The sequence below is a fragment of the Streptomyces sp. NPDC025793 genome (assembly GCF_055558375.1).
In genome coordinates this window covers 1-19,267 of the sequence record NZ_JBVHMR010000022.1, presented here as the reverse complement: position 1 = coordinate 19,267, position 19,267 = coordinate 1, and the positions used below count along the sequence as shown (strand labels likewise).

Genomic DNA, 19,267 nt, shown 5'->3' with positions numbered 1-19,267 from the left:
TCAGACCGCCCTCATCAGCAGGGTCGCGGCGACGATGAGTGCCGCGCCGCCGAACATCGAGACCGCGTAGGAGCGGGCGAAGCCGTTCTGGAGCCGGCGCAGCCGCCCGGACAGGCCGCCGAAGCCGGCCGCCGTGCCGTTGACGACACCGTCGACCAGGGTGTGGTCGACGTACACCAGGGAGCGCGTCAGGTGCTCGCCGCCACGGACCAGGACCACGTGGTTGAAGTCGTCCTGGAGCAGGTCGCGGCGGGCCGCGCGGGTGAGCAGCGAGCCGCGCGGGGCGACGGCCGGGACGGGCCTGCGGCCGTACTGCGCCCAGGCGATGCCGACGCCGATGACCAGGCAGACCATGGTCGCCCCGGTGACCGTCCAGGCGCTGACCGGGGAATGGCCCTCGCTGTGTCCGGTGACCGGCTCCAGCCAGTGCAGGAAGCGGTCGCCGATGCTGAAGAAGGCGCCGCCGAAGACCGAGCCGACGGCGAGCACGATCATCGGGATCGTCATGACCCTCGGGGACTCGTGCGGGTGCGGCTCGTTGCCGTTCGCGTCGGGCTGCCAGCGCTTCTCGCCGAAGAACGTCATCAGCATCACGCGCGTCATGTAGAAGGCGGTGATGGCCGCGCCCAGCAGGGCCGCGCCGCCGAGGATCCAGCCCTCGGTGCCGCCCTTCGCGAAGGCCGCCTCGATGATCTTGTCCTTGGAGAAGAAGCCGGACAGGCCCGGGAAGCCGATGATGGCGAGGTAGCCGAGGCCGAAGGTGACGAAGGTGACCGGCATGTACGTCCTGAGGCCGCCGTACCTGCGCATGTCGACCTCGTCGTTCATGCCGTGCATGACCGAACCGGCGCCGAGGAACAGCCCGGCCTTGAAGAAGCCGTGCGTCACCAGGTGCATGATCGCGAAGACGTAGCCGATGGGGCCGAGGCCCGCGGCGAGGATCATGTAGCCGATCTGCGACATGGTCGAGCCGGCCAGCGCCTTCTTGATGTCGTCCTTGGCGCAACCGACGATCGCACCGAACAGGAGCGTGACCGCGCCGACGACGGTGACCGCCAGCTGCGCGTCGGGAGCGGCGTTGAAGACGGCTCCGGAGCGGACGATCAGGTACACCCCCGCGGTCACCATCGTCGCCGCGTGGATCAGGGCCGAGACCGGGGTCGGGCCCTCCATGGCGTCCCCGAGCCAGGACTGCAGCGGCACCTGGGCCGACTTGCCGCAGGCGGCGAGCAGCAACATCAGGCCGATCGCGGTGAGCCTGCCCTGGGAGGCGTCGGTCGCGTGGCCGAGGACCGGCCCGAAGGCGAACGTCCCGTACGTCGCGAACATCAGCATGATCGCGATCGACAGGCCCATGTCGCCGACGCGGTTGACCAGGAAGGCCTTCTTCGCGGCTGTCGCGGCGCTGGGCTTGTGCTGCCAGAAACCGATCAGCAGGTACGACGCGAGACCGACGCCCTCCCAGCCGACGTACAGCAGCAGGTAGTTGTCGGCGAGGACGAGCAGCAGCATCGCCGCGAGGAACAGGTTGAGGTAGCCGAAGAAGCGGCGGCGCCGCTCGTCGTGCTCCATGTACCCGACCGAGTACAGGTGGATCAGCGAGCCGACGCCCGTGATGAGCAGGACGAACGTCATCGACAGCTGGTCGAGGCGGAGGGTGGCGTCCGCCTGGAAGCCGGCCACCGGGACCCAGCTGAACAGGTGCTTGATCAGGGTGCGGTGTTCGGCGTTCTTGCCGAGCAGGTCGGCGAAGAGGATCAGGCCGAACACGAAGGAGGCGGCCGACAGGAGCGTGCCGATCCAGTGGCCGACGCGGTCCAGGCGCCGGCCGCCGGTCAGCAGGACGGCCGCTCCGAGCAGGGGCGCCGCGATGAGCAGCGCGATCAGGTTCTCCACGATTCTTCCGACCCCTTACAGCTTCATCAGGCTGGCGTCGTCGACCGAGGCCGAGTGGCGGGTACGGAACAGCGACACGATGATCGCGAGGCCCACCACGACCTCCGCGGCGGCGACGACCATCGTGAAGAACGCGATGATCTGGCCGTCGAGGTTGCCGTGCATCCGGGAGAAGGTGACGAACGCGAGGTTGCAGGCGTTCAGCATCAGCTCGATGCACATGAAGACCACGATGGCGTTGCGCCGGATCAGGACGCCGGTCGCGCCGATCGTGAACAACAGGGCCGAGAGATACAGGTAGTTGACCGGGTTCACTTCGACGCCTCCTCGGACCGCTTGAACGTCGTCGGTTCGATCGCCGTACGCTCCAGGCGCTCCTGCGAACGCTGCTCCAGCGCCCGCAGGTCGCCGAGGGCCTCCGCCGAGACGTCGCGGATCTGGCCGCGTTCGCGCAGCGTCTTGCTGACGGTCAGCTCGGACGGGGTGCCGTCGGGCAGCAGGCCGGCGATGTCCACGGCGTTGTGCCGGGCGTAGACACCGGGGGCGGGCAGCGGCGGGACGTGCTTGCCCTCGCGGATGCGCTGTTCGGACAGCTCGCGCTGGGTCTTGGCGCGCTCGGTGCGCTCCCGGTGCGTGAGCACCATGGCGCCGACGGCGGCCGTGATCAGCAGGGCGCCGGTGATTTCGAAGGCGAAGACGTACTTGGTGAAGATGAGGGAGGCGAGGCCTTCCACGTTGCCGTTCGCGTTCGCCCGGCCGGTGCCGTTGAACTCCTTCAGCGAGGCGTTGCCGATGCCGGCGAACAGCAGCACGCCGAAGCCGACCCCGCACGCGAGGGCCAGCCAGCGCTGGCCCTTGATGGTCTCCTTCAGCGAGTCCGCGGCCGTCACGCCGACGAGCATCACCACGAACAGGAACAGCATCATGATCGCGCCGGTGTAGACGACGATCTGCACGATGCCGAGGAAGTAGGCGCCGTTGGCGAGGTAGAACACCGCCAGGACGATCATGGTCCCGGCGAGGGAGAGGGCGCTGTGCACGGACTTCTTCATGAAAACGGTGCACAGGGCGCCGATCACCGCGACGGTGGCGAGCACCCAGAACTGGAAGGCCTCGCCGGTGGAGGTGGTGTAGGCGGCGAGCTGCGCGCTCATGCGTCCACCTCCCGCTCCTGGCCCTGGCCCTGGTCCTGGTCCTGCTGCCGGTCCTCGGGGGACTCGCCCTTGGAGACGGCGACCTGCCGTACGGTGCCGGGCGCGGCCTGGGTCACCAGGCCGCGGTAGTAGTCCTGTTCGTCGGTGCCCGGGAAGATCGCGTGGGGCGTGTCGACCATGCCGTCCTCAAGGCCGGCGAGCAGCTGCTCCTTGGTGTAGATGAGGTTGGCGCGGCTGGAGTCGGCCAGCTCGAACTCGTTGGTCATCGTGAGCGCGCGCGTGGGGCACGCCTCGATGCACAGGCCGCACAGGATGCAGCGGGCGTAGTTGATCTGGTAGACGCGGCCGTACCGCTCACCCGGCGAGTAGCGCTCCTCGTCGGTGTTGTCGGCGCCCTCGACGTAGATCGCGTCGGCGGGGCAGGCCCAGGCGCACAGCTCGCAGCCGACGCACTTCTCCAGGCCGTCCGGATGGCGGTTGAGCTGGTGCCGTCCGTGGAACCGCGGGGCCGTGGTCTTCTTCTGCTCGGGGTACTGCTCGGTCAGCCGCTTCTTGAACATGGCCTTGAAGGTCACGCCGAAGCCGGCCACGGGGTTCAGGAAACCGGGCTTGGTCTCCTTGGGCTCCTCAGCCATCGGACGCCTCCTTTCCATCCGAAGATCCGTCACTGACAGTGTCCGACCCACCACTGACAATCAGCTCCCGCTCGCGGCGGGGGCGGCGCCTCGGCACCGGCGGGAGCTCCTGTCCGGGCAGCGGCGGGACCGGGAATCCGCCCGCCATCGGGTCGAAACCGGCCTCCTGCGCGGCCGGCTGCTCGGTCTCCTTCGTCTTCTCGCGGAACATGTCGGCGACGAAGGAGAGCAGCAGCAGGGCGAGGACTCCGCCGCCGACGTAGAGGGCGATGTCGGCGAAGTCGTAGTGCTCGTTGCGCAGGGCCCGTACCGTCGCCACCAGCATCAGCCAGGTCACCGAGACCGGGATGAGGACCTTCCAGCCGAGCTTCATCAACTGGTCGTAGCGCACGCGCGGGAGCGTGCCGCGCAGCCAGATGAAGAAGAACAGCAGCAACTGGACCTTGATCACGAACCAGAGCAGCGGCCACCAGCCGTGGTTGGCGCCCTGCCAGAAGGCGCTGATCGGCCAGGGGGCGCGCCAGCCGCCGAGGAAGAGCGTGGTCGACACGGCCGAGACCGTCACCATGTTCACGTACTCGGCGAGCATGAACATCGCGAACTTGATGGACGAGTACTCGGTGTTGAAGCCTCCGACCAGGTCGCCCTCGGACTCCGGCATGTCGAAGGGGGCGCGGTTGGTCTCGCCGACCATCGTGACGATGTAGAGGATGAAGGAGACCGGCAGCAGCAGGATGTACCAGCGGTCGTGCTGCTGCTCCACGATCGTGGACGTCGACATCGACCCCGAGTAGAGGAACACGGAGGCGAACGCGGCGCCCATGGCGATCTCGTAGGAGATCATCTGTGCGCAGGAGCGCAGGCCGCCGAGCAGCGGGTAGGTGGATCCGGAACTCCAGCCCGCCAGCACGATGCCGTAGATGCCGACGGAGGCGACCGCGAGGATGTAGAGCATCGCGATCGGCAGGTCGGTGAGCTGCATCGTGGTGCGGTGGCCGAAGATCGAGATCTCGTTGTCGGCCGGGCCGAAGGGGATCACCGCGATCGCCATGAAGGCCGGGATGGCCGCGACGATCGGCGCGAGGACGTAGACCACCTTGTCCGCGCGCTTGACGATGAGGTCTTCCTTGAGCATCAGCTTCACGCCGTCGGCGAGCGACTGGAGCATGCCCCAGGGGCCGTGCCGGTTGGGGCCGATGCGCAGTTGCATCCAGGCGACGACCTTGCGCTCCCAGACGATGGAGAACAGCACGGTCACCATCAGGAAGGCGAAGCAGAACACCGCCTTGACGACGACCAGCCACCAGGGGTCGCGGCCGAACATCGAGAGGTCTTCAGCGGCGAGGAACGGGCTCATGCCTCCACCTCCTTGGGGGCCCCTTCGGCGACTGCCGACGGGCCGATACGGACGAGGGAGCCGGGCTGTGCCCCGGTGTCGGAGGCGACGCCGGCACCGGCGGAGTTCAGCGGGAGCCAGACCACGCGGTCGGGCATCTCGGTGACCTGGAGCGGGAGTTCGGTGGTGCCGGCCGGGCCGGTGACGGCGAGGAGTTCGCCGTCCCGCACGCCCGCCTCGGCGGCCGTGGCCGCCGACAGGCGCGCGCGTGCGGCGTGCCGGGTGCCGGCGAGCGCGTCGTCGCCCTGCTGGAGGACGCCCTGGTCGAGCAGTAGCCGGTGCCCGGCGAGCACGGCCTCGCCGACGGCCGGACGCGGCAGCACGCCCGAGGACTCCTGGGGCTCGGTGGCGTGCGGGCCGTCCCAGGAACCGAGCCGGTCGATCTCCGCGCGCGTGGTGCGCAGATCCGGCAGACCGAGGTGGACGTCCATGGCGTCGGCGAGCATCTGGAGCACGCGGGCGTCGGTCGGCGCGAGACGGCGGGTCATCTGGTCGGGCTTGAGGGCGGCGTCGAAGAGCCGCACCCTGCCTTCCCAGTTGAGGAAGGTGCCCGCCTTCTCGGCGGCCGCGGCGACCGGCAGGACGACGTCGGCGTGCTGCGTGACCTCGCCGGGCCGCAGCTCCAGCGAGACCAGGAAGCCGACGCTGTCCAGTGCCTCACGCGCGCGTGCCGGGTCGGGCAGGTCGGCGACCTCCACGCCGGCGACGACGAGCGCGGACAGTTCGCCCGTGGCGGCGGCCTCCAGGATGTGGTGCGTGTCGCGGCCGTAACGCAACGGGAGTTCGGCCAGCCCCCAGGCGGCGGCGACCTCCTCCCGCGCGCGCGGGTCGGTCGCCGGGCGGCCGCCCGGCAGCAGCGACGGCAGCGCGCCGACCTCGACGGCGCCACGTTCACCGGCCCGGCGCGGGATCCACACCAGCCGCGCGCCGGTCGCGGTGGCAGCGCGGACGGCGGCGGTGAGGCCGCCCGCGACCGAGGCGAGCCGTTCGCCGACGACGATGACCGCGCCGTCGCCGCGCAAGGCCTCCGCCGCGCGCGTGCCGGGCTCCTCCAGGCCGACACCGCTCGCGAGGGCGTCCAGCCACTCGGTCTCGGTGCCCGGCGCGGCCGGCAGCAGCGTGCCGCCCGCCTTCTCAAGGCCCCGCGTCGCGTGCGTGGCCACCGCGAAGACCTGCTGCTTGTGCCTGCGCCAGGCCTTGCGCAGCCGCAGGAAGACGCCGGGCGCCTCCTCCTCGGACTCGAAGCCGACCAGCAGGACGGCGGGCGCCTTCTCCAGGGAGGTGTACGTGACACCCGTACCGTCCAGGTCACAGCCGCGGCCGGCCACCTGGGACGCCAGGAAGTCGGCCTCCTCGCCGCTGTGCACGCGCGCGCGGAAGTCGATGTCGTTGGTGTCGAGCGCCACGCGCGCGAACTTGCTGTACGCGTAGGCGTCCTCGACGGTGAGCCGGCCGCCGATGAGGACGCCGGCCCGGGAGCGGGCGGCGCTCAGCCCGCGCGCGGCCGCGTCCAGCGCCTGCGGCCAGGAGGCGGGCTCCAGGACGCCGTCGGCATTGCGGACCAGCGGGGTGTCGAGGCGGTCCTTCGCCTGCGCGTACCGGAACGCGAAGCGTCCCTTGTCGCAGATCCACTCCTCGTTGACCTCGGGGTCGTTCTCGGCGAGCCGCCGCATGACCTTGCCGCGCCGGTGGTCGGTGCGGGTGGCGCAGCCGCCGGAGCAGTGCTCGCACACCGAGGGCGAGGAGATGAGGTCGAAGGGGCGGGAGCGGAAGCGGTAGGCGGCCGAGGTCAGGGCGCCGACCGGGCAGATCTGGATGGTGTTGCCGGAGAAGTACGACTCGAACGGGTCGCCCTCGCCGGTGCCGACCTGCTGGAGCGCGCCCCGCTCCAGCAGCTCGATCATCGGGTCGCCCGCGATCTGGTTGGAGAACCGGGTGCAGCGGGCGCACAGCACGCACCGCTCACGGTCGAGCAGTACCTGGGTGGAGATCGGTACGGGCTTCTCGTAGGTGCGCTTCTTCCCGTCGAAGCGGGACTCGGCGTTGCCGTGCGACATGGCCTGGTTCTGGAGCGGGCACTCGCCGCCCTTGTCGCAGACCGGGCAGTCCAGCGGGTGGTTGATGAGCAGCAGCTCCATCACGCCGTGCTGGGCCTTCTCGGCGACCGGCGAGGTGAGCTGGGTCTTCACCACCATGCCGTCGGTGCACGTGATGGTGCAGGACGCCATCGGCTTGCGCTGGCCCTCGACCTCGACGATGCACTGGCGACAGGCGCCGACGGGGGCGAGGAGGGGGTGGTCGCAGAACCGGGGGATCTCGACGCCGACCTGCTCGGCGGCCCGGATGACCAGGGTGCCCTTGGGCACGCTGATCTCGATGCCGTCGATCGTCAGCGTGACGAGGTCCTCCGGCGGGACCGCCGCCTGCCCCCCTCCGGTGGGGGCGCTGGTGGTCACGGTCATGCGTTCACCTCCGGGCGGTCCGCCCAGGCCGTCGACTTGGCCGGGTCGAAGGGGCAGCCCCGGCCCGTGATGTGCTGCTCGTACTCCTCGCGGAAGTACTTCAGCGAGGAGAAGATCGGGGACGCGGCGCCGTCGCCGAGGGCGCAGAACGACTTGCCGTTGATGTTGTCGGCGATGTCGGCGAGCTTGTCGAGGTCGGGCATGACGCCCTTGCCCGCTTCGATGTCCCGCAGCAACTGCACCAGCCAGTACGTCCCTTCGCGGCAGGGCGTGCACTTGCCGCAGGACTCGTGCGCGTAGAACTCGGTCCAGCGGGTCACCGCCCGCACCACGCAGGTCGTCTCGTCGAAGCACTGGAGCGCCTTGGTGCCGAGCATGGAACCAGCGGCGCCCACTCCTTCGTAGTCGAGGGGAACGTCGAGGTGTTCGTCGGTGAACATCGGCGTCGAGGAGCCGCCGGGCGTCCAGAACTTGAGGCGGTGGCCGGGCCGCATCCCACCGCTCATGTCGAGGAGCTGGCGGAGCGTGATGCCGAGCGGGGCCTCGTACTGGCCGGGGCTCGCGACGTGGCCGCTGAGCGAGTAGAGCGTGAAGCCCGGGGACTTCTCGCTGCCCATCGACCTGAACCAGTCTTTCCCGTTTTTCAGGATGGCGGGAACCGACGCGATCGACTCGACGTTGTTCACAACAGTCGGGCAGGCATAGAGCCCTTCGACAGCAGGGAAGGGAGGACGCAGCCGCGGTTGACCACGGCGGCCTTCGAGCGAGTCCAGCAGTGCGGTCTCCTCACCGCAGATGTACGCGCCCGCGCCCGCGTGCACGGTGAGCTGGAGGTCGAGCCCGCTGCCCAGGATGTTCTCGCCGAGGTATCCCGCCGCGCGGGCCTCGCGCACGGCCTCGTGCAACCGCCGCAGAACGGGGACGACTTCACCACGCAGATAGATGAAGGCATGCGACGACCTGATGGCGTAACACGCGATCACAATGCCCTCGATGAGGCTGTGCGGGTTCGCGAAGAGGAGCGGGATGTCCTTGCAGGTCCCGGGCTCCGACTCGTCGGCGTTGACAACTAGATAGTGCGGTTTTCCATCACCTTGCGGAATGAACTGCCACTTCATTCCGGTCGGGAACCCCGCGCCACCGCGGCCGCGCAGACCGGAGTCCTTGACGTACGCGATCAGGTCGTCCGGCGACATGGCGAGTGCCTTGCGCAGCCCCTCGTACCCCTCGTGCCTCCGGTAGACGTCCAGCGTCCAGGACCGGTCCTCGTCCCAGAAGGCAGACAGCACGGGTGCGAGCAGCTTCTCGGGGCTGGTGTCCTTGAGTTCGGCTGCCACGGTCATCACTCCCCCTCCTCTGCGTCCTGGTCGGCGGACGGCGTGTCCTGGGGTTCCTCGTGCGGACCTCCGCGCGGATGGACCACGCGCGCGGGTGCGGCCTCTCCCCTTGCCAGGCGAAGGCCCACCAGCGACGCGGGTCCCGCACTGCCACCCTCCTCGACGGCCCCGGGCCGCTCGTCGGGGAAGCCGGCCAGCATCCGCGCGGTCTCCTTGAAGGTGCACATCCGCGCCCCGCGCGTGGGCTGCACGGGCCGCCCCGCGCGCAGGTCGTCGACCAGGCGCTTGGCGCTGCCGGGCGTCTGGTTGTCGAAGAACTCCCAGTTGACCATCACGACCGGCGCGAAGTCGCAGGCCGCGTTGCACTCGATGTGCTCCAGGGTGACCTTGCCGTCGCCGGTGGTCTCGCCGTTGCCGACGCCCAGGTGCTCCTGGAGGGTCTCGAAGATCTCGTCACCGCCCATCACCGCGCACAGCGTGTTGGTGCACACGCCGACCTGGTAGTCGCCGGACGCCTTGCGCCGGTACATGGTGTAGAAGGTGGCGACGGCGCTGACCTCGGCCGTGGTCAGGTCCAGCACGTCCGCGCAGAACCGCATTCCGGCGCGCGTGACGTGGCCCTCCTCCGACTGCACGAGGTGGAGCAGCGGCAGCAGGGCGGAGCGGGAGTCCGGGTAGCGCGCGACGATCTCGCGCGCGTCCGCCTCCAGCCGGGCCCGGACGTCGTCCGGGTACGCGGGCGCGGGCAGTTCGGGCATGCCCAGGCTGACGCCCCGCTCCGAAGAAGAGGTGGTCACCGGTCGACGCCTCCCATCACGGGGTCGATGGACGCGACGGCGACGATCACGTCGGCGACCTGGCCGCCTTCGCACATCGCCGCCATGGCCTGCAGGTTGGTGAAGGACGGGTCCCGGAAGTGGACCCGGTAGGGGCGGGTGCCGCCGTCGGAGACGGCGTGCACGCCGAGTTCGCCCTTGGGGGACTCGACGGCCGCGTAGGCCTGTCCCGGCGGGACGCGGAAGCCCTCGGTGACGAGCTTGAAGTGGTGGATCAGGGCCTCCATCGAGGTGCCCATGATCTTCTTGATGTGGTCGAGGGAGTTGCCGAGTCCGTCCGGTCCCAGGGCGAGCTGGGCGGGCCAGGCGATCTTCTTGTCGGCGACCATGACCGGTCCGGGCTGGAGCCGGTCCAGACACTGCTCGACGATCCCGAGCGACTGGCGCATCTCCTCCAGGCGGACCAGGAAGCGGCCGTAGGCGTCGCAGGTGTCGGCGGTCGGGATCTCGAAGTCGTACGTCTCGTAGCCGCAGTACGGCTGGGCCTTGCGCAGGTCGTGCGGCAGGCCGGCGGAGCGCAGGATCGGGCCGGTGGCGCCGAGGGCCATGCAGCCGGCCAGGTCGAGGTAGCCGATGTCCTGCATGCGGGCCTTGAAGATGGGGTTCCCGGTGGCGAGCTTGTCGTACTCCGGGAGGTTCTTCTTCATCTTCTTCACGAACGCGCGGATCTGGTCCACCGCGCCGGGCGGCAGGTCCTGGGCGAGTCCGCCGGGCCGGATGTACGCGTGGTTCATGCGCAGGCCCGTGATGAGCTCGTAGAGGTCGAGAATCATTTCACGATCGCGGAATCCGTAGATCATGATCGTGGTGGCGCCCAGCTCCATGCCGCCGGTGGCGATGCACACCAGGTGGGAGGAGAGCCGGTTCAGCTCCATCAGGAGCACCCGGGTGATCTTGGCGCGCTCGGTGATCTCGTCCTCGATGCCGAGGAGTTTCTCGACGGCGAGACAGTAGGCGGTCTCGTTGAAGAAGGACGTGAGGTAGTCCATGCGCGTGACGAAGGTGGTGCCCTGCGTCCACGTGCGGAATTCGAGGTTCTTCTCGATGCCGGTGTGCAGATAGCCGATGCCGCAGCGGGCCTCGGTGACGGTCTCGCCCTCGATCTCCAGGATCAGGCGAAGCACCCCATGGGTGGACGGGTGCTGCGGACCCATGTTGACGACGATGCGTTCGTCGTCGGCGCGGGTCGCGGACTGGACGATCTCGTCCCAGTCGCCACCGGTGACCGTATATACGGTGCCCTCGGTGGTCTCTCGCGCCGATGCGGCGTCGGCCGCGGATGCTGACTGCGTGCTCACGAGTACGACCTCCGCTGGTCCGGAGCCGGGATCTGGGCGCCCTTGTACTCGACGGGGATGCCGCCGAGGGGGTAGTCCTTGCGCTGCGGGTGGCCCTGCCAGTCGTCCGGCATCATGATCCGCGTCAGGGCCGGGTGACCGTCGAAGACGATCCCGAAGAAGTCGTAGGTCTCGCGCTCGTGCCAGTCGTTCGTCGGATAGACGGGGACCAGGGACGGGATGCGCGGGTCGCTGTCGGGTGCGCTGACTTCGAGGCGGATCAGCCGGTTGTGGGTGATCGAGCGCAGGTGGTACACGGCGTGCAGCTCGCGGCCCTTGTCGTTCGGGTAGTGGACGCCGCTGACGCCGGTGCACAGCTCGAAGCGCAGGGCCGGGTCGTCGCGCAGGGTGCGGGCGACACGGACCAGGTGCTCGCGTTCGATGTGGAAGGTCAGCTCGGCGCGGTCGACGACCGTCTTCTCGATGGCGTTCTCCGGGAGGAGTCCCTGTTCCTCCAGGGCGCCTTCGAGTTCGTCGGCGACCTCGTCGAACCAGCCGCCGTAGGGCCTGCTCGCGGGACCCGGGAGGCGGACCGAGCGGACCAGTCCGCCGTAGCCGGAGGTGTCGCCGCCGTTGTTGGCGCCGAACATGCCGCGCTGGACGCGGATCTCCTCGCCGCCCTGGCCGCGCTGGCCGGGGAGGTTGGAGGCGGACAGGTCCTTCTCGGGGTTGACGCCGTTCGCGGATCCGTTCGCGCCGCCCGTGCCGTTGCCGTTCGCGTCGCTCACCGCAGCAGCCCCTTCATCTCGATCGTGGGCAGGGCCTTGAGAGCCGCCTCCTCCGCCTCGCGGGCGGCTTCCTCGGCATTCACGCCGAGCTTGGAGGTCTGGATCTTCTGATGGAGCTTGAGGATCGCGTCCATCAGCATCTCGGGGCGGGGCGGGCAGCCCGGCAGGTAGATGTCGACCGGGACGATGTGGTCGACGCCCTGGACGATCGCGTAGTTGTTGAACATGCCGCCCGAGGAGGCGCAGACGCCCATGGAGATCACCCACTTGGGGTTGGGCATCTGGTCGTAGACCTGCCGGAGCACCGGCGCCATCTTCTGGCTGACCCGGCCGGCGACGATCATCAGGTCGGCCTGGCGCGGCGAGCCGCGGAAGACCTCCATGCCGAAGCGCGCCAGGTCGTAACGGCCCGCGCCGGTCGTCATCATCTCGATGGCGCAGCAGGCGAGGCCGAAGGTGGCCGGGAAGACGGACGCCTTGCGCACCCAGCCCGCGGCCTGCTCGACGGTCGTGAGCAGGAAACCGCTCGGCAGCTTTTCTTCGAGTCCCATGTCGTTAAAGGCCCCTCAGTCCCATTCCAGGCCGCCGCGCCGCCATACGTACGCGTACGCGACGAAGACGGTGAGCACGAAGAGCAGCATCTCCACGAGCCCGAAGATCCCCAGGGCGTCGAAGGTGACGGCCCAGGGGTAGAGGAAGACGATCTCGATGTCGAAGACGATGAAGAGCATCGCCGTCAGGTAGTACTTGATGGGGAAGCGCCCGCCGCCGGCCGGCGTGGGGGTCGGCTCGATACCGCATTCATAGGCCTCGAGCTTCGCGCGGTTGTACCGCTTCGGCCCGATCAGCGTGGCCATGACCACGGAGAAGATCGCAAAGCCTGCCCCGAGGGCTCCCAGTACGAGGATGGGCGCATACGCGTTCACCGCTCCTCGCTCCTCTCAGTCGGCGCTGACTGCTGGCGGTTCACAGGGCCCACACCCGCCTCACCGGTCCCACGCGCCCCGCTCGTCCCGGGCGAAGATCGAGAACATGTGAAGCAGGTCACAAGCCCAACTGCCTCGCATCTTATGCCCGCCGCTCTGTGATCTGCGACACGGGGTATTCCACAAGCTTTGTGATCTCCACCACCTGACGAAGGATCATGAAGTCGGATGATGGGTGATCTTCATACGCGAAGCGTTCAGTTGATCACCAGAAGTGACATTCCGGCTTGTCGTCGCAGGCCGGAGGGGGCGTCTCAATATCAAGAGACTTCGCTTGCATGCAAATTGGTGCTGGACGCGACTGCCTGATAAAGGGCCGCGTTCACACATCAGGGGGAGCGCGAAGCGCGATGTGGACGCGTACACGCGTTCACGAGCTCCGCGCACACGGGACGCCGCCCTTCCGGTAACCGTTCCGTGACCTCCGCCACATCGATGAGAGGGTCGCGAGAACCGGGGTTGGCCAACCATCCCAACCGGTGGTAGGTGCGGGGCAATTCGGACGTAATGATCAAAGACCGTGATCAAGGGCTTGATCGTCAACGTCCGCTATGTCCGTTACGGCGTCAATAAAGAGCGACACACCCGGGATTCAGGGTCTCGATTGAGCAACTGTGGCGCAGCACACGTTTCTTGAAGATATGAAGGAGCCCCTGGTACCCGTTGTCCTCATGTCCCACACCGCTCACATACGCAGCCACCGGAAGCCCCGCCGCAGCGCGTCGACCTTCGCGATGCGGGCCGGAGTTGCCGGTGGCGTCCTCGGCACCCTGGCAGTCGCCGGGGCGTCCGGCTCGGCGAACGCGGCCGAGCCGGTGACGCAGACCCTCGAACTGCCCACCCTGACGGCCGACCTGGCCGCCCAGGCCGCCCAGTCCGCGGACGCCACGCAGCAGGCCGCCGCGAACTACCAGCTCCAGGCGGAGCGCGACGCGGCCGCCGCGAATGCCGCGAAGCAGGCCAAGGCGGACCTCGCCGAGGCCCAGCAGAAGGCCGCGGCGGCCAAGAAGAAGGCCGAGGAGCAGGCCCGCATCGAGGCCGCCGCCCGTGCCTCGCGCAACGCGGAGCGCACCACGCTCTCCGCCTCGTCGAGCACCGGCACCTCCTCCACCGACACCGGCTCCGCGACCGGTTCGGCCGCCACGGTCATCGCCTTCGTGAAGGCGCAGATCGGCAAGTCCTACGTCCTGGGCGCCTCCGGCCCGAGCGCCTACGACTGCTCCGGCCTGGTGCAGTCCGCCTTCAAGCAGATCGGCGTCGACCTGCCGCGCGTCTCCCAGGACCAGTCCACCCAGGGCACCCAGGTCTCGCTGAGCAACCTCCAGCCGGGCGACATCCTCTACTGGGGCGGCGCGGGCAGCGCGTACCACGTGGCGGTGTACGTCGGCGACGGTATGTTTGTCGGCGCGCAGAACCCGTCCACCGGCATCGTCGAGAGGCCGCTGTCGTACGACCCGCCGACCGGCGCCGTGCGGGTGCTCTGAGGGCACCGGCACCACTCAACGCGCGTAGGGCCGCAGCCGCTCGGGGGCAGCGGCCCTTGCGCCGTACCGGCGTGCGGGCCGGTCTTTCCTGACATGCTCGGTCCGGGCCGTCGTACGGCGGTCCGGTCACGAGCGAAGGAGACCGCGCGATGCCACGCGTGTTCGTACAGGGAAGTCCCGCCGACCACTACCCGCGCTACGCCCCCGAGTCCGGGCGTGGCGCGGTGCGCCGGGTCACCGAGGTCGGCGAGGAGGTCCTGCACAAGCCGTGCCGGGACGTCACGGAGTTCGGGCCCGACCTCGCCGCGCTCATCGACGACATGTTCCTCACCATGTACGTCGCCGAGGGAGCCGGCCTCGCGGCCAATCAAGTGGGCGTCGATCTGCGTCTGTTCGTGTACGACTGCCCCGACGACGATGGTGTCCGACATGTCGGGCACATCGTCAATCCGGTACTGGAGTCCGCCCCGGCCGGGCGTCGGCTGATCGACGAGGGCGAGGGCTGTCTGTCGGTGCCGGGCGCCGTGATGCCCGTACCGCGGCCGGAGCGCGCCGTCGTGCGCGGGCAGGACAGGGACGGCCGTCCGCTCGTCATCGAGGGCACGGGATATTTCGCCCGCTGTCTGGCCCACGAGACCGACCACACCCACGGGTACGTCTACCTGGACCGGCTCTCCACGCGCGAGAAGAAGGACGCGCTGCGGCAGATGGCGGACCGGCGGGACGAGGTCTTCGCCCGCCGGGCCGCCCGCGCCGGGGAACTGAGCCGGCCTCGGCGGAGCCTCACGCCTTCGGGGCCACCCGGCTCAGACCGTTGATCACGCGGTCCATCGCGTCGCCGCCCGTGGGGTCGGTGAGGTTCGCGAGGAGCTTGAGGGTGAACTTCATCAGCATCGGGTGTGTGAGGCCGCGCTGGGTGGCGATCTGCATGACCTTCGGGTTGCCGATGAGCTTCACGAAGGCGCGGCCGAGCGTGTAGTAGCCGCCGTAGGTGTCCTTGAGGACGCGCGGGTACCGCTGGAGGGCGATCTCGCGCTGGGCGGGCGTGGCCCGCGCGTGGGCCTGGACGATGACGTCGGCGGCGATCTGGCCGGACTCCATGGCGTAGGCGATGCCCTCGCCGTTGAAGGGGTTCACCAGGCCGCCGGCGTCACCGACGAGCAGCAGCCCGCGCGTGTAGTGCGGCTGGCGGTTGAAGGCCATGGGCAGGGCGGCGCCGCGGATCGGACCGGTCATGTTCTCGGGGGTGTAGCCCCAGTCCTCGGGCATGGAGGCGCACCAGGCCTTGAGGACCTCGCGCCAGTCCAGCTCCTTGAAGGAGGCGGAGGTGTTCAGCACGCCGAGGCCCACGTTCGACGTGCCGTCGCCCATGCCGAAGATCCAGCCGTAGCCGGGCAGCAGGCGGTCCTGGGCGCCACGGCGGTCCCACAGTTCCAGCCAGGACTCCAGGTAGTCGTCTTCGTGGCGGGGCGAGGTGAAGTAGGTGCGCACGGCGACGCCCATCGGGCGGTCCTCGCGGCGGTGCAGGCCCATCGCGAGGGACAGCCGGGTGGAGTTGCCGTCGGCGGCGACGACCAGCGGCGCGTGGAAGGTGACCTCGCGCTTCTCCTCGCCGAGCTTGGCGGTCACACCGGTGATGCGGCCCGTGCGGTCGTCGATGACCGGGGCGCCCACGTTGCAGCGCTCGTACAGCCGCGCCCCCGCCTTCTGCGCGTTGCGGGCGAGCTGCTCGTCGAAGTCGTCGCGCTTGCGGACGAGTCCGTAGTTCGGGTAGGCGGCGAGATCCGGCCAGTCCAGCTGGAGGCGGGAGCCGCCCCCGATGATGCGCAGGCCCTTGTTGCGCAGCCAGCCGGCCTCCTCGGAGATGTCGATGCCCATGGCGACGAGCTGCTTCACCGCGCGCGGGGTGAGGCCGTCGCCGCACACCTTCTCGCGCGGGAACGCGGTCTTCTCCAGGAGCAGGACGTCGAGACCGGCCTTGGCGAGGTGGTAGGCGGTCGTGGAGCCGGCCGGCCCCGCGCCGACGACGATCACGTCGGCGGTGTTCTCGGAGAGGGGCTCCTTCACGACGGTCACGGCGGGATCTCCCCAAGTTCGAAATCTGCGTGCCGACCGGCACTGGACATGGGCAGTCTATGCAGCAGAATTGATCACCCGGATGAAGGGCTGCCCTGTGAACCGACCCCTCCCCGCGGTACGACTGCGCGTCCCTACGCACGAGGACGCCGTCGCCTGGCACCGGCTCTTCGGAGATCCCGAGGTCATGGAGTTCTACGGCGGCAGGCCGGCGGCCCTTTCCGTCTACGAGGAACTCACCGCGCGCCAGCGGCGGCACGACGCGGAGCTCGGCTTCTGCCTGTGGACGATGCTGGACGGGACCGGCGAGGTCATCGGGTTCACCGGCGCCCAGCCCTGGCGGCCCGCCTGGGGTCCGGTCGGCGAGACGGAGATCGGCTGGCGCCTCGGTCGCGCGCACTGGGGCAAGGGGTACGTCACGGCGGCCGCGCGCGAGACGCTGGAGCGGGTGCGGGCGGCCGGAGTGAAGGAGGTCGTGGCGATGGTCCGGCCCGGCAACGAGCGGTCGATCGCGGTGACCCGGCGGCTCGGCATGCGGCCGGCGGAGACCTATCCGCACCCGACCCTGGGCGAGCGGGCCCTCTGCTTCCGGCTCGCCCTCGACTCCCCCGCCGCCCCCGTCGTCAGGGGCGACAACGGCGGCGACGGCGGCGACCGCCTCGATAACGCAGAGTAGTTGCCTGTTACAGAAAGACACCGGATCCTTCCGGCCGGGAGGCGCGGGAGTTACCCTTCCAGTACCGCTGGGGGTGACATCTGTGCACATAACACCCAAAACACCCGAAGTACGTGTGCCACGGCTGGTCGGACTGATGGCCGTGGACGCGCGCGAAACGGCCCGGGCGCGGGGCCTGTTCCTCAACGCGCCGGACCGCCCGGACTTCCACCACACCGTCGTCGACTACGTCGTACGCCAGTATCCGCAGCCCGGCGCCGAGGTGCCGCCGGACTCGATGGTGTACGTGTGGTTCGACTTCGGGGAGGGCGAGGGCGGCGGAGGCGTGCGCGAGCCGCGCATCCCGCGCCCGCCGAGCGGTGGGATGCAACGCGAACTCGGCGAACCAGGCGACGCCTTCGAGATGATCAACCGGTGAGGCGCCGGCGGGGGTTCAGCTCTCCTTGAAGCCCCGGTGCAGCGCGACCACACCGCCGGTGAGGTTGCGCCACGCCACCTTCGTCCAGCCCGCCTTGCGCAGCCGTTCGGCGAGGGCGGGCTGGTCGGGCCAGGCACGGATGGACTCGGCGAGGTAGACGTAGGCGTCCGGGTTCGAGGAGACCGCGCGCGCGACCGGCGGCAGGGCCCGCATCAGGTACTCGGTGTACACGGTGCGGAAGGGCGCCCAGGTCGGCGTCGAGAACTCGCAGATCACCACGCGGCCGCCGGGGCGGGTCACCCGGTGCATCTCCCGCAGGGCCGCGTCGAAGTCCTGGACGTTGCGCAGTCCGAAGGAGATCGTCACGGCGTCGAAGGTGTCGTCCCTGAACGGCAGTCGCGTCGCGTCCCCGGCCGTGAACGGCAGCCAGGTGTGCTTCCGCTTGCCGACCCGGAGCATCCCGACCGAGAAGTCGCAGGGGACGACATACGCGCCCGTCCGCGCGAAGGGCAGCGAGGAGGTGGCCGTACCGGCCGCGAGGTCGAGGATCTTCTGCGCGGGGCGCGCGTCGACCGCCTTCGACACCTCCTTGCGCCAGCGCCGGTCCTGGCCGAGCGACAGCACGTCGTTGGTCAGGTCGTACCGTTCCGCCACGTCGTCGAACATCGAGGCGACTTCGTGCGGCTGCTTGTTCAGGGAGGCGCGGGTCACCCGCCCATTGTTGCAGCCCGGCCTCCGGGGACGAGGGCGGGCTTCCTGACGCATCGGCGGCAGCCCGAACCGCAGGTACGTGCGCAGGTACCAGAGTCCGGCCGTGGACGGCCGAGCCCGGTCAGCGGCCCCGGTACACCAGCCGACCGCCCAGCACGGTCGCCACGCAGGTCACCGCGCCGCGCTCGCTCAGGGCCGGCTCGTCGGGGACGTCGAACACGGCGAGGTCGGCCCGGCCGCCGACGGTCAGGGGGCCGTGGACCGTGCCGGCGAGGTCGTACCCCTCGGCGAACGGGTCGAGGTCGGGACACTCGCCCAGCAGCATGCCGGGGGCGCCCTGGACACCCACGACCGTCAGCCCGGACCGGGCGACGGCCGTGGCCACCAGCGGATCGCCGAAGCGTGCCCCCGGGGACGCGACCGCCGTCGTGCCGTACCGCAGCATCCGCTGCACACCCCGCCGGACACTGCCCGACCAGCGGCTCTCGGTGAGGTCGCCCAGGGCGGCCAACCGCTCGCCCCACAGCGGCAGTTCGCCCAGCTCGTCGGCTTCGCGCGGGTCGGGGTGGTAGCAGCGGCGCAGCAGCCACAGCGGGTGCCACTGGCGCAGCCCAGGGGTGAGCACGCCCGGCCAGCGCCGCACCCGCGCGCCCGGCGCCGCGGCGACGGCCTCCTCGTACGGCCCGACGGTCGTGATCCGGTCGCCGTCCACCACCACGGCCCCGTCCGCGACGGGTGCCGCGCCCACCGGCAGGACCAGCGGGGCGGCGTGGATCGTCAGCACGGCGGCGTCAGTTGGAGGTCAGCAGCTTCAGCTCGGGGTGGGCCGTGCCGCCCTCGATGGCCGTGGACGAGATGTGCGAGACCACGCGGTCGTCGACGGGGTCGTCGGCCGGGTCGTCGTGCACGACCAGGTGCTCGTACGTCGTCGCGCGCTGCGCCGGGACGCGGCCCGCCTTGCGGATCAGGTCGATGATCTCCATCCGGTTCGAGCGGTGCTTGGCACCGGCCGAGGAGACCACGTTCTCCTCCAGCATGATCGAGCCGAGGTCGTCGGCGCCGTAGTGGAGCGAGAGCTGGCCGACCTCCTTGCCGGTGGTGAGCCAGGAGCCCTGGATGTGCTGGACGTTGTCGA

The 19,267-nt window shown here is 69.8% G+C and carries 19 protein-coding genes and 1 pseudogene; 4 read left to right on the top strand and 16 right to left on the bottom strand.

All coding sequences use genetic code 11. The features are described from left to right. The 12 genes from nuoL to ACZ4MF_RS32250 are packed head-to-tail and all read right to left on the bottom strand — an operon-like array spanning position 1 to position 12,707. On the bottom strand, positions 1–1,896 hold the full coding sequence (nuoL, locus tag ACZ4MF_RS32305) for an NADH-quinone oxidoreductase subunit L (RefSeq protein ID WP_467495750.1): 1,896 nt from the start codon (positions 1,894–1,896) through the stop codon (positions 1–3). Positions 1,897–1,911: 15 nt separating this feature from the next. Then, positions 1,912–2,211, bottom strand: coding sequence for an NADH-quinone oxidoreductase subunit NuoK (nuoK, locus tag ACZ4MF_RS32300; protein WP_071384283.1), 300 nt, complete (start codon positions 2,209–2,211; stop codon positions 1,912–1,914). Continuing rightward, positions 2,208–3,050 (bottom strand): NADH-quinone oxidoreductase subunit J, encoded by an 843-nt coding sequence (locus ACZ4MF_RS32295; RefSeq protein WP_356027570.1) that lies wholly within the window; start codon positions 3,048–3,050, stop codon positions 2,208–2,210. The genes nuoK and ACZ4MF_RS32295 overlap by 4 nt, the downstream gene beginning before the upstream one ends. Beyond that, a complete protein-coding gene (gene nuoI / locus ACZ4MF_RS32290; protein ID WP_362822980.1) occupies positions 3,047–3,685 on the bottom strand; it encodes an NADH-quinone oxidoreductase subunit NuoI in 639 nt (212 codons plus the stop codon). The genes ACZ4MF_RS32295 and nuoI overlap by 4 nt, the downstream gene beginning before the upstream one ends. Further along, positions 3,678–5,042, bottom strand: coding sequence for an NADH-quinone oxidoreductase subunit NuoH (gene nuoH / locus ACZ4MF_RS32285; protein ID WP_467495747.1), 1,365 nt, complete (start codon positions 5,040–5,042; stop codon positions 3,678–3,680). Before nuoH ends, nuoI begins: the two co-directional genes overlap by 8 nt. Then, on the bottom strand, positions 5,039–7,543 hold the full coding sequence (locus ACZ4MF_RS32280) for an NADH-quinone oxidoreductase subunit G (RefSeq protein WP_467495745.1): 2,505 nt from the start codon (positions 7,541–7,543) through the stop codon (positions 5,039–5,041). Before ACZ4MF_RS32280 ends, nuoH begins: the two co-directional genes overlap by 4 nt. Continuing rightward, complete coding sequence (gene nuoF / locus ACZ4MF_RS32275) at positions 7,540–8,889, bottom strand: NADH-quinone oxidoreductase subunit NuoF (protein WP_467495743.1); 1,350 nt, start codon at positions 8,887–8,889, stop codon at positions 7,540–7,542. Before nuoF ends, ACZ4MF_RS32280 begins: the two co-directional genes overlap by 4 nt. Next, on the bottom strand, positions 8,886–9,677 hold the full coding sequence (gene nuoE / locus ACZ4MF_RS32270) for an NADH-quinone oxidoreductase subunit NuoE (protein WP_467495741.1): 792 nt from the start codon (positions 9,675–9,677) through the stop codon (positions 8,886–8,888). The genes nuoF and nuoE overlap by 4 nt, the downstream gene beginning before the upstream one ends. Then, entirely contained in the window at positions 9,674–11,014 is a 1,341-nt protein-coding gene (locus ACZ4MF_RS32265; protein WP_467495739.1) for an NADH-quinone oxidoreductase subunit D, read from the bottom strand. Before ACZ4MF_RS32265 ends, nuoE begins: the two co-directional genes overlap by 4 nt. After that, positions 11,011–11,781 (bottom strand): NADH-quinone oxidoreductase subunit C, encoded by a 771-nt coding sequence (locus ACZ4MF_RS32260; protein ID WP_356027587.1) that lies wholly within the window; start codon positions 11,779–11,781, stop codon positions 11,011–11,013. The genes ACZ4MF_RS32265 and ACZ4MF_RS32260 overlap by 4 nt, the downstream gene beginning before the upstream one ends. Then, complete coding sequence (locus ACZ4MF_RS32255; RefSeq protein ID WP_003998928.1) at positions 11,778–12,332, bottom strand: NuoB/complex I 20 kDa subunit family protein; 555 nt, start codon at positions 12,330–12,332, stop codon at positions 11,778–11,780. The genes ACZ4MF_RS32260 and ACZ4MF_RS32255 overlap by 4 nt, the downstream gene beginning before the upstream one ends. A gap of 15 nt (positions 12,333–12,347) precedes the next feature. Then, positions 12,348–12,707, bottom strand: a complete 360-nt coding sequence (locus tag ACZ4MF_RS32250) for an NADH-quinone oxidoreductase subunit A (RefSeq protein ID WP_003992243.1) — start codon at positions 12,705–12,707, stop codon at positions 12,348–12,350. Positions 12,708–13,438: 731 nt separating this feature from the next. Between ACZ4MF_RS32250 and ACZ4MF_RS32245 the strand changes: the two genes are divergently transcribed. After that, entirely contained in the window at positions 13,439–14,251 is an 813-nt protein-coding gene (locus ACZ4MF_RS32245; RefSeq protein WP_356027590.1) for a C40 family peptidase, read from the top strand. Positions 14,252–14,400: 149 nt separating this feature from the next. Then, complete coding sequence (def, locus tag ACZ4MF_RS32240) at positions 14,401–15,069, top strand: peptide deformylase (RefSeq protein ID WP_467495734.1); 669 nt, start codon at positions 14,401–14,403, stop codon at positions 15,067–15,069. Here def and ACZ4MF_RS32235 read toward each other — a convergent pair. Then, positions 15,035–16,327, bottom strand: a complete 1,293-nt coding sequence (locus ACZ4MF_RS32235; RefSeq protein WP_467495732.1) for a geranylgeranyl reductase family protein — start codon at positions 16,325–16,327, stop codon at positions 15,035–15,037. The genes def and ACZ4MF_RS32235 overlap by 35 nt on opposite strands. Positions 16,328–16,424: 97 nt before the next feature. Here ACZ4MF_RS32235 and ACZ4MF_RS32230 point away from each other — a divergent pair, with 97 nt between their 5' ends. Next, the gene (locus ACZ4MF_RS32230) at positions 16,425–17,003 is read left to right on the top strand and encodes a GNAT family N-acetyltransferase (protein ID WP_467495730.1); all 579 of its coding nucleotides are present in this window, start codon (positions 16,425–16,427) and stop codon (positions 17,001–17,003) included. A gap of 82 nt (positions 17,004–17,085) precedes the next feature. After that, positions 17,086–17,421, top strand: a complete 336-nt coding sequence (locus ACZ4MF_RS32225) for a PASTA domain-containing protein (protein ID WP_467495728.1) — start codon at positions 17,086–17,088, stop codon at positions 17,419–17,421. Between the two features lie 15 nt (positions 17,422–17,436). Here ACZ4MF_RS32225 and ACZ4MF_RS32220 read toward each other — a convergent pair whose 3' ends face one another. From ACZ4MF_RS32220 to ACZ4MF_RS32210, 3 genes and pseudogenes are all read right to left on the bottom strand, one after another. Further along, complete coding sequence (locus ACZ4MF_RS32220) at positions 17,437–18,132, bottom strand: demethylmenaquinone methyltransferase (RefSeq protein WP_356027602.1); 696 nt, start codon at positions 18,130–18,132, stop codon at positions 17,437–17,439. 121 nt (positions 18,133–18,253) lie between these two features. Then, positions 18,254–18,916, bottom strand: a complete 663-nt coding sequence (locus ACZ4MF_RS32215; protein WP_467495725.1) for an imidazolonepropionase-like domain-containing protein — start codon at positions 18,914–18,916, stop codon at positions 18,254–18,256. Positions 18,917–18,923: 7 nt separating this feature from the next. Next, positions 18,924–19,267 (bottom strand): annotated as a pseudogene (locus ACZ4MF_RS32210) (dehypoxanthine futalosine cyclase); the annotation flags it as partial.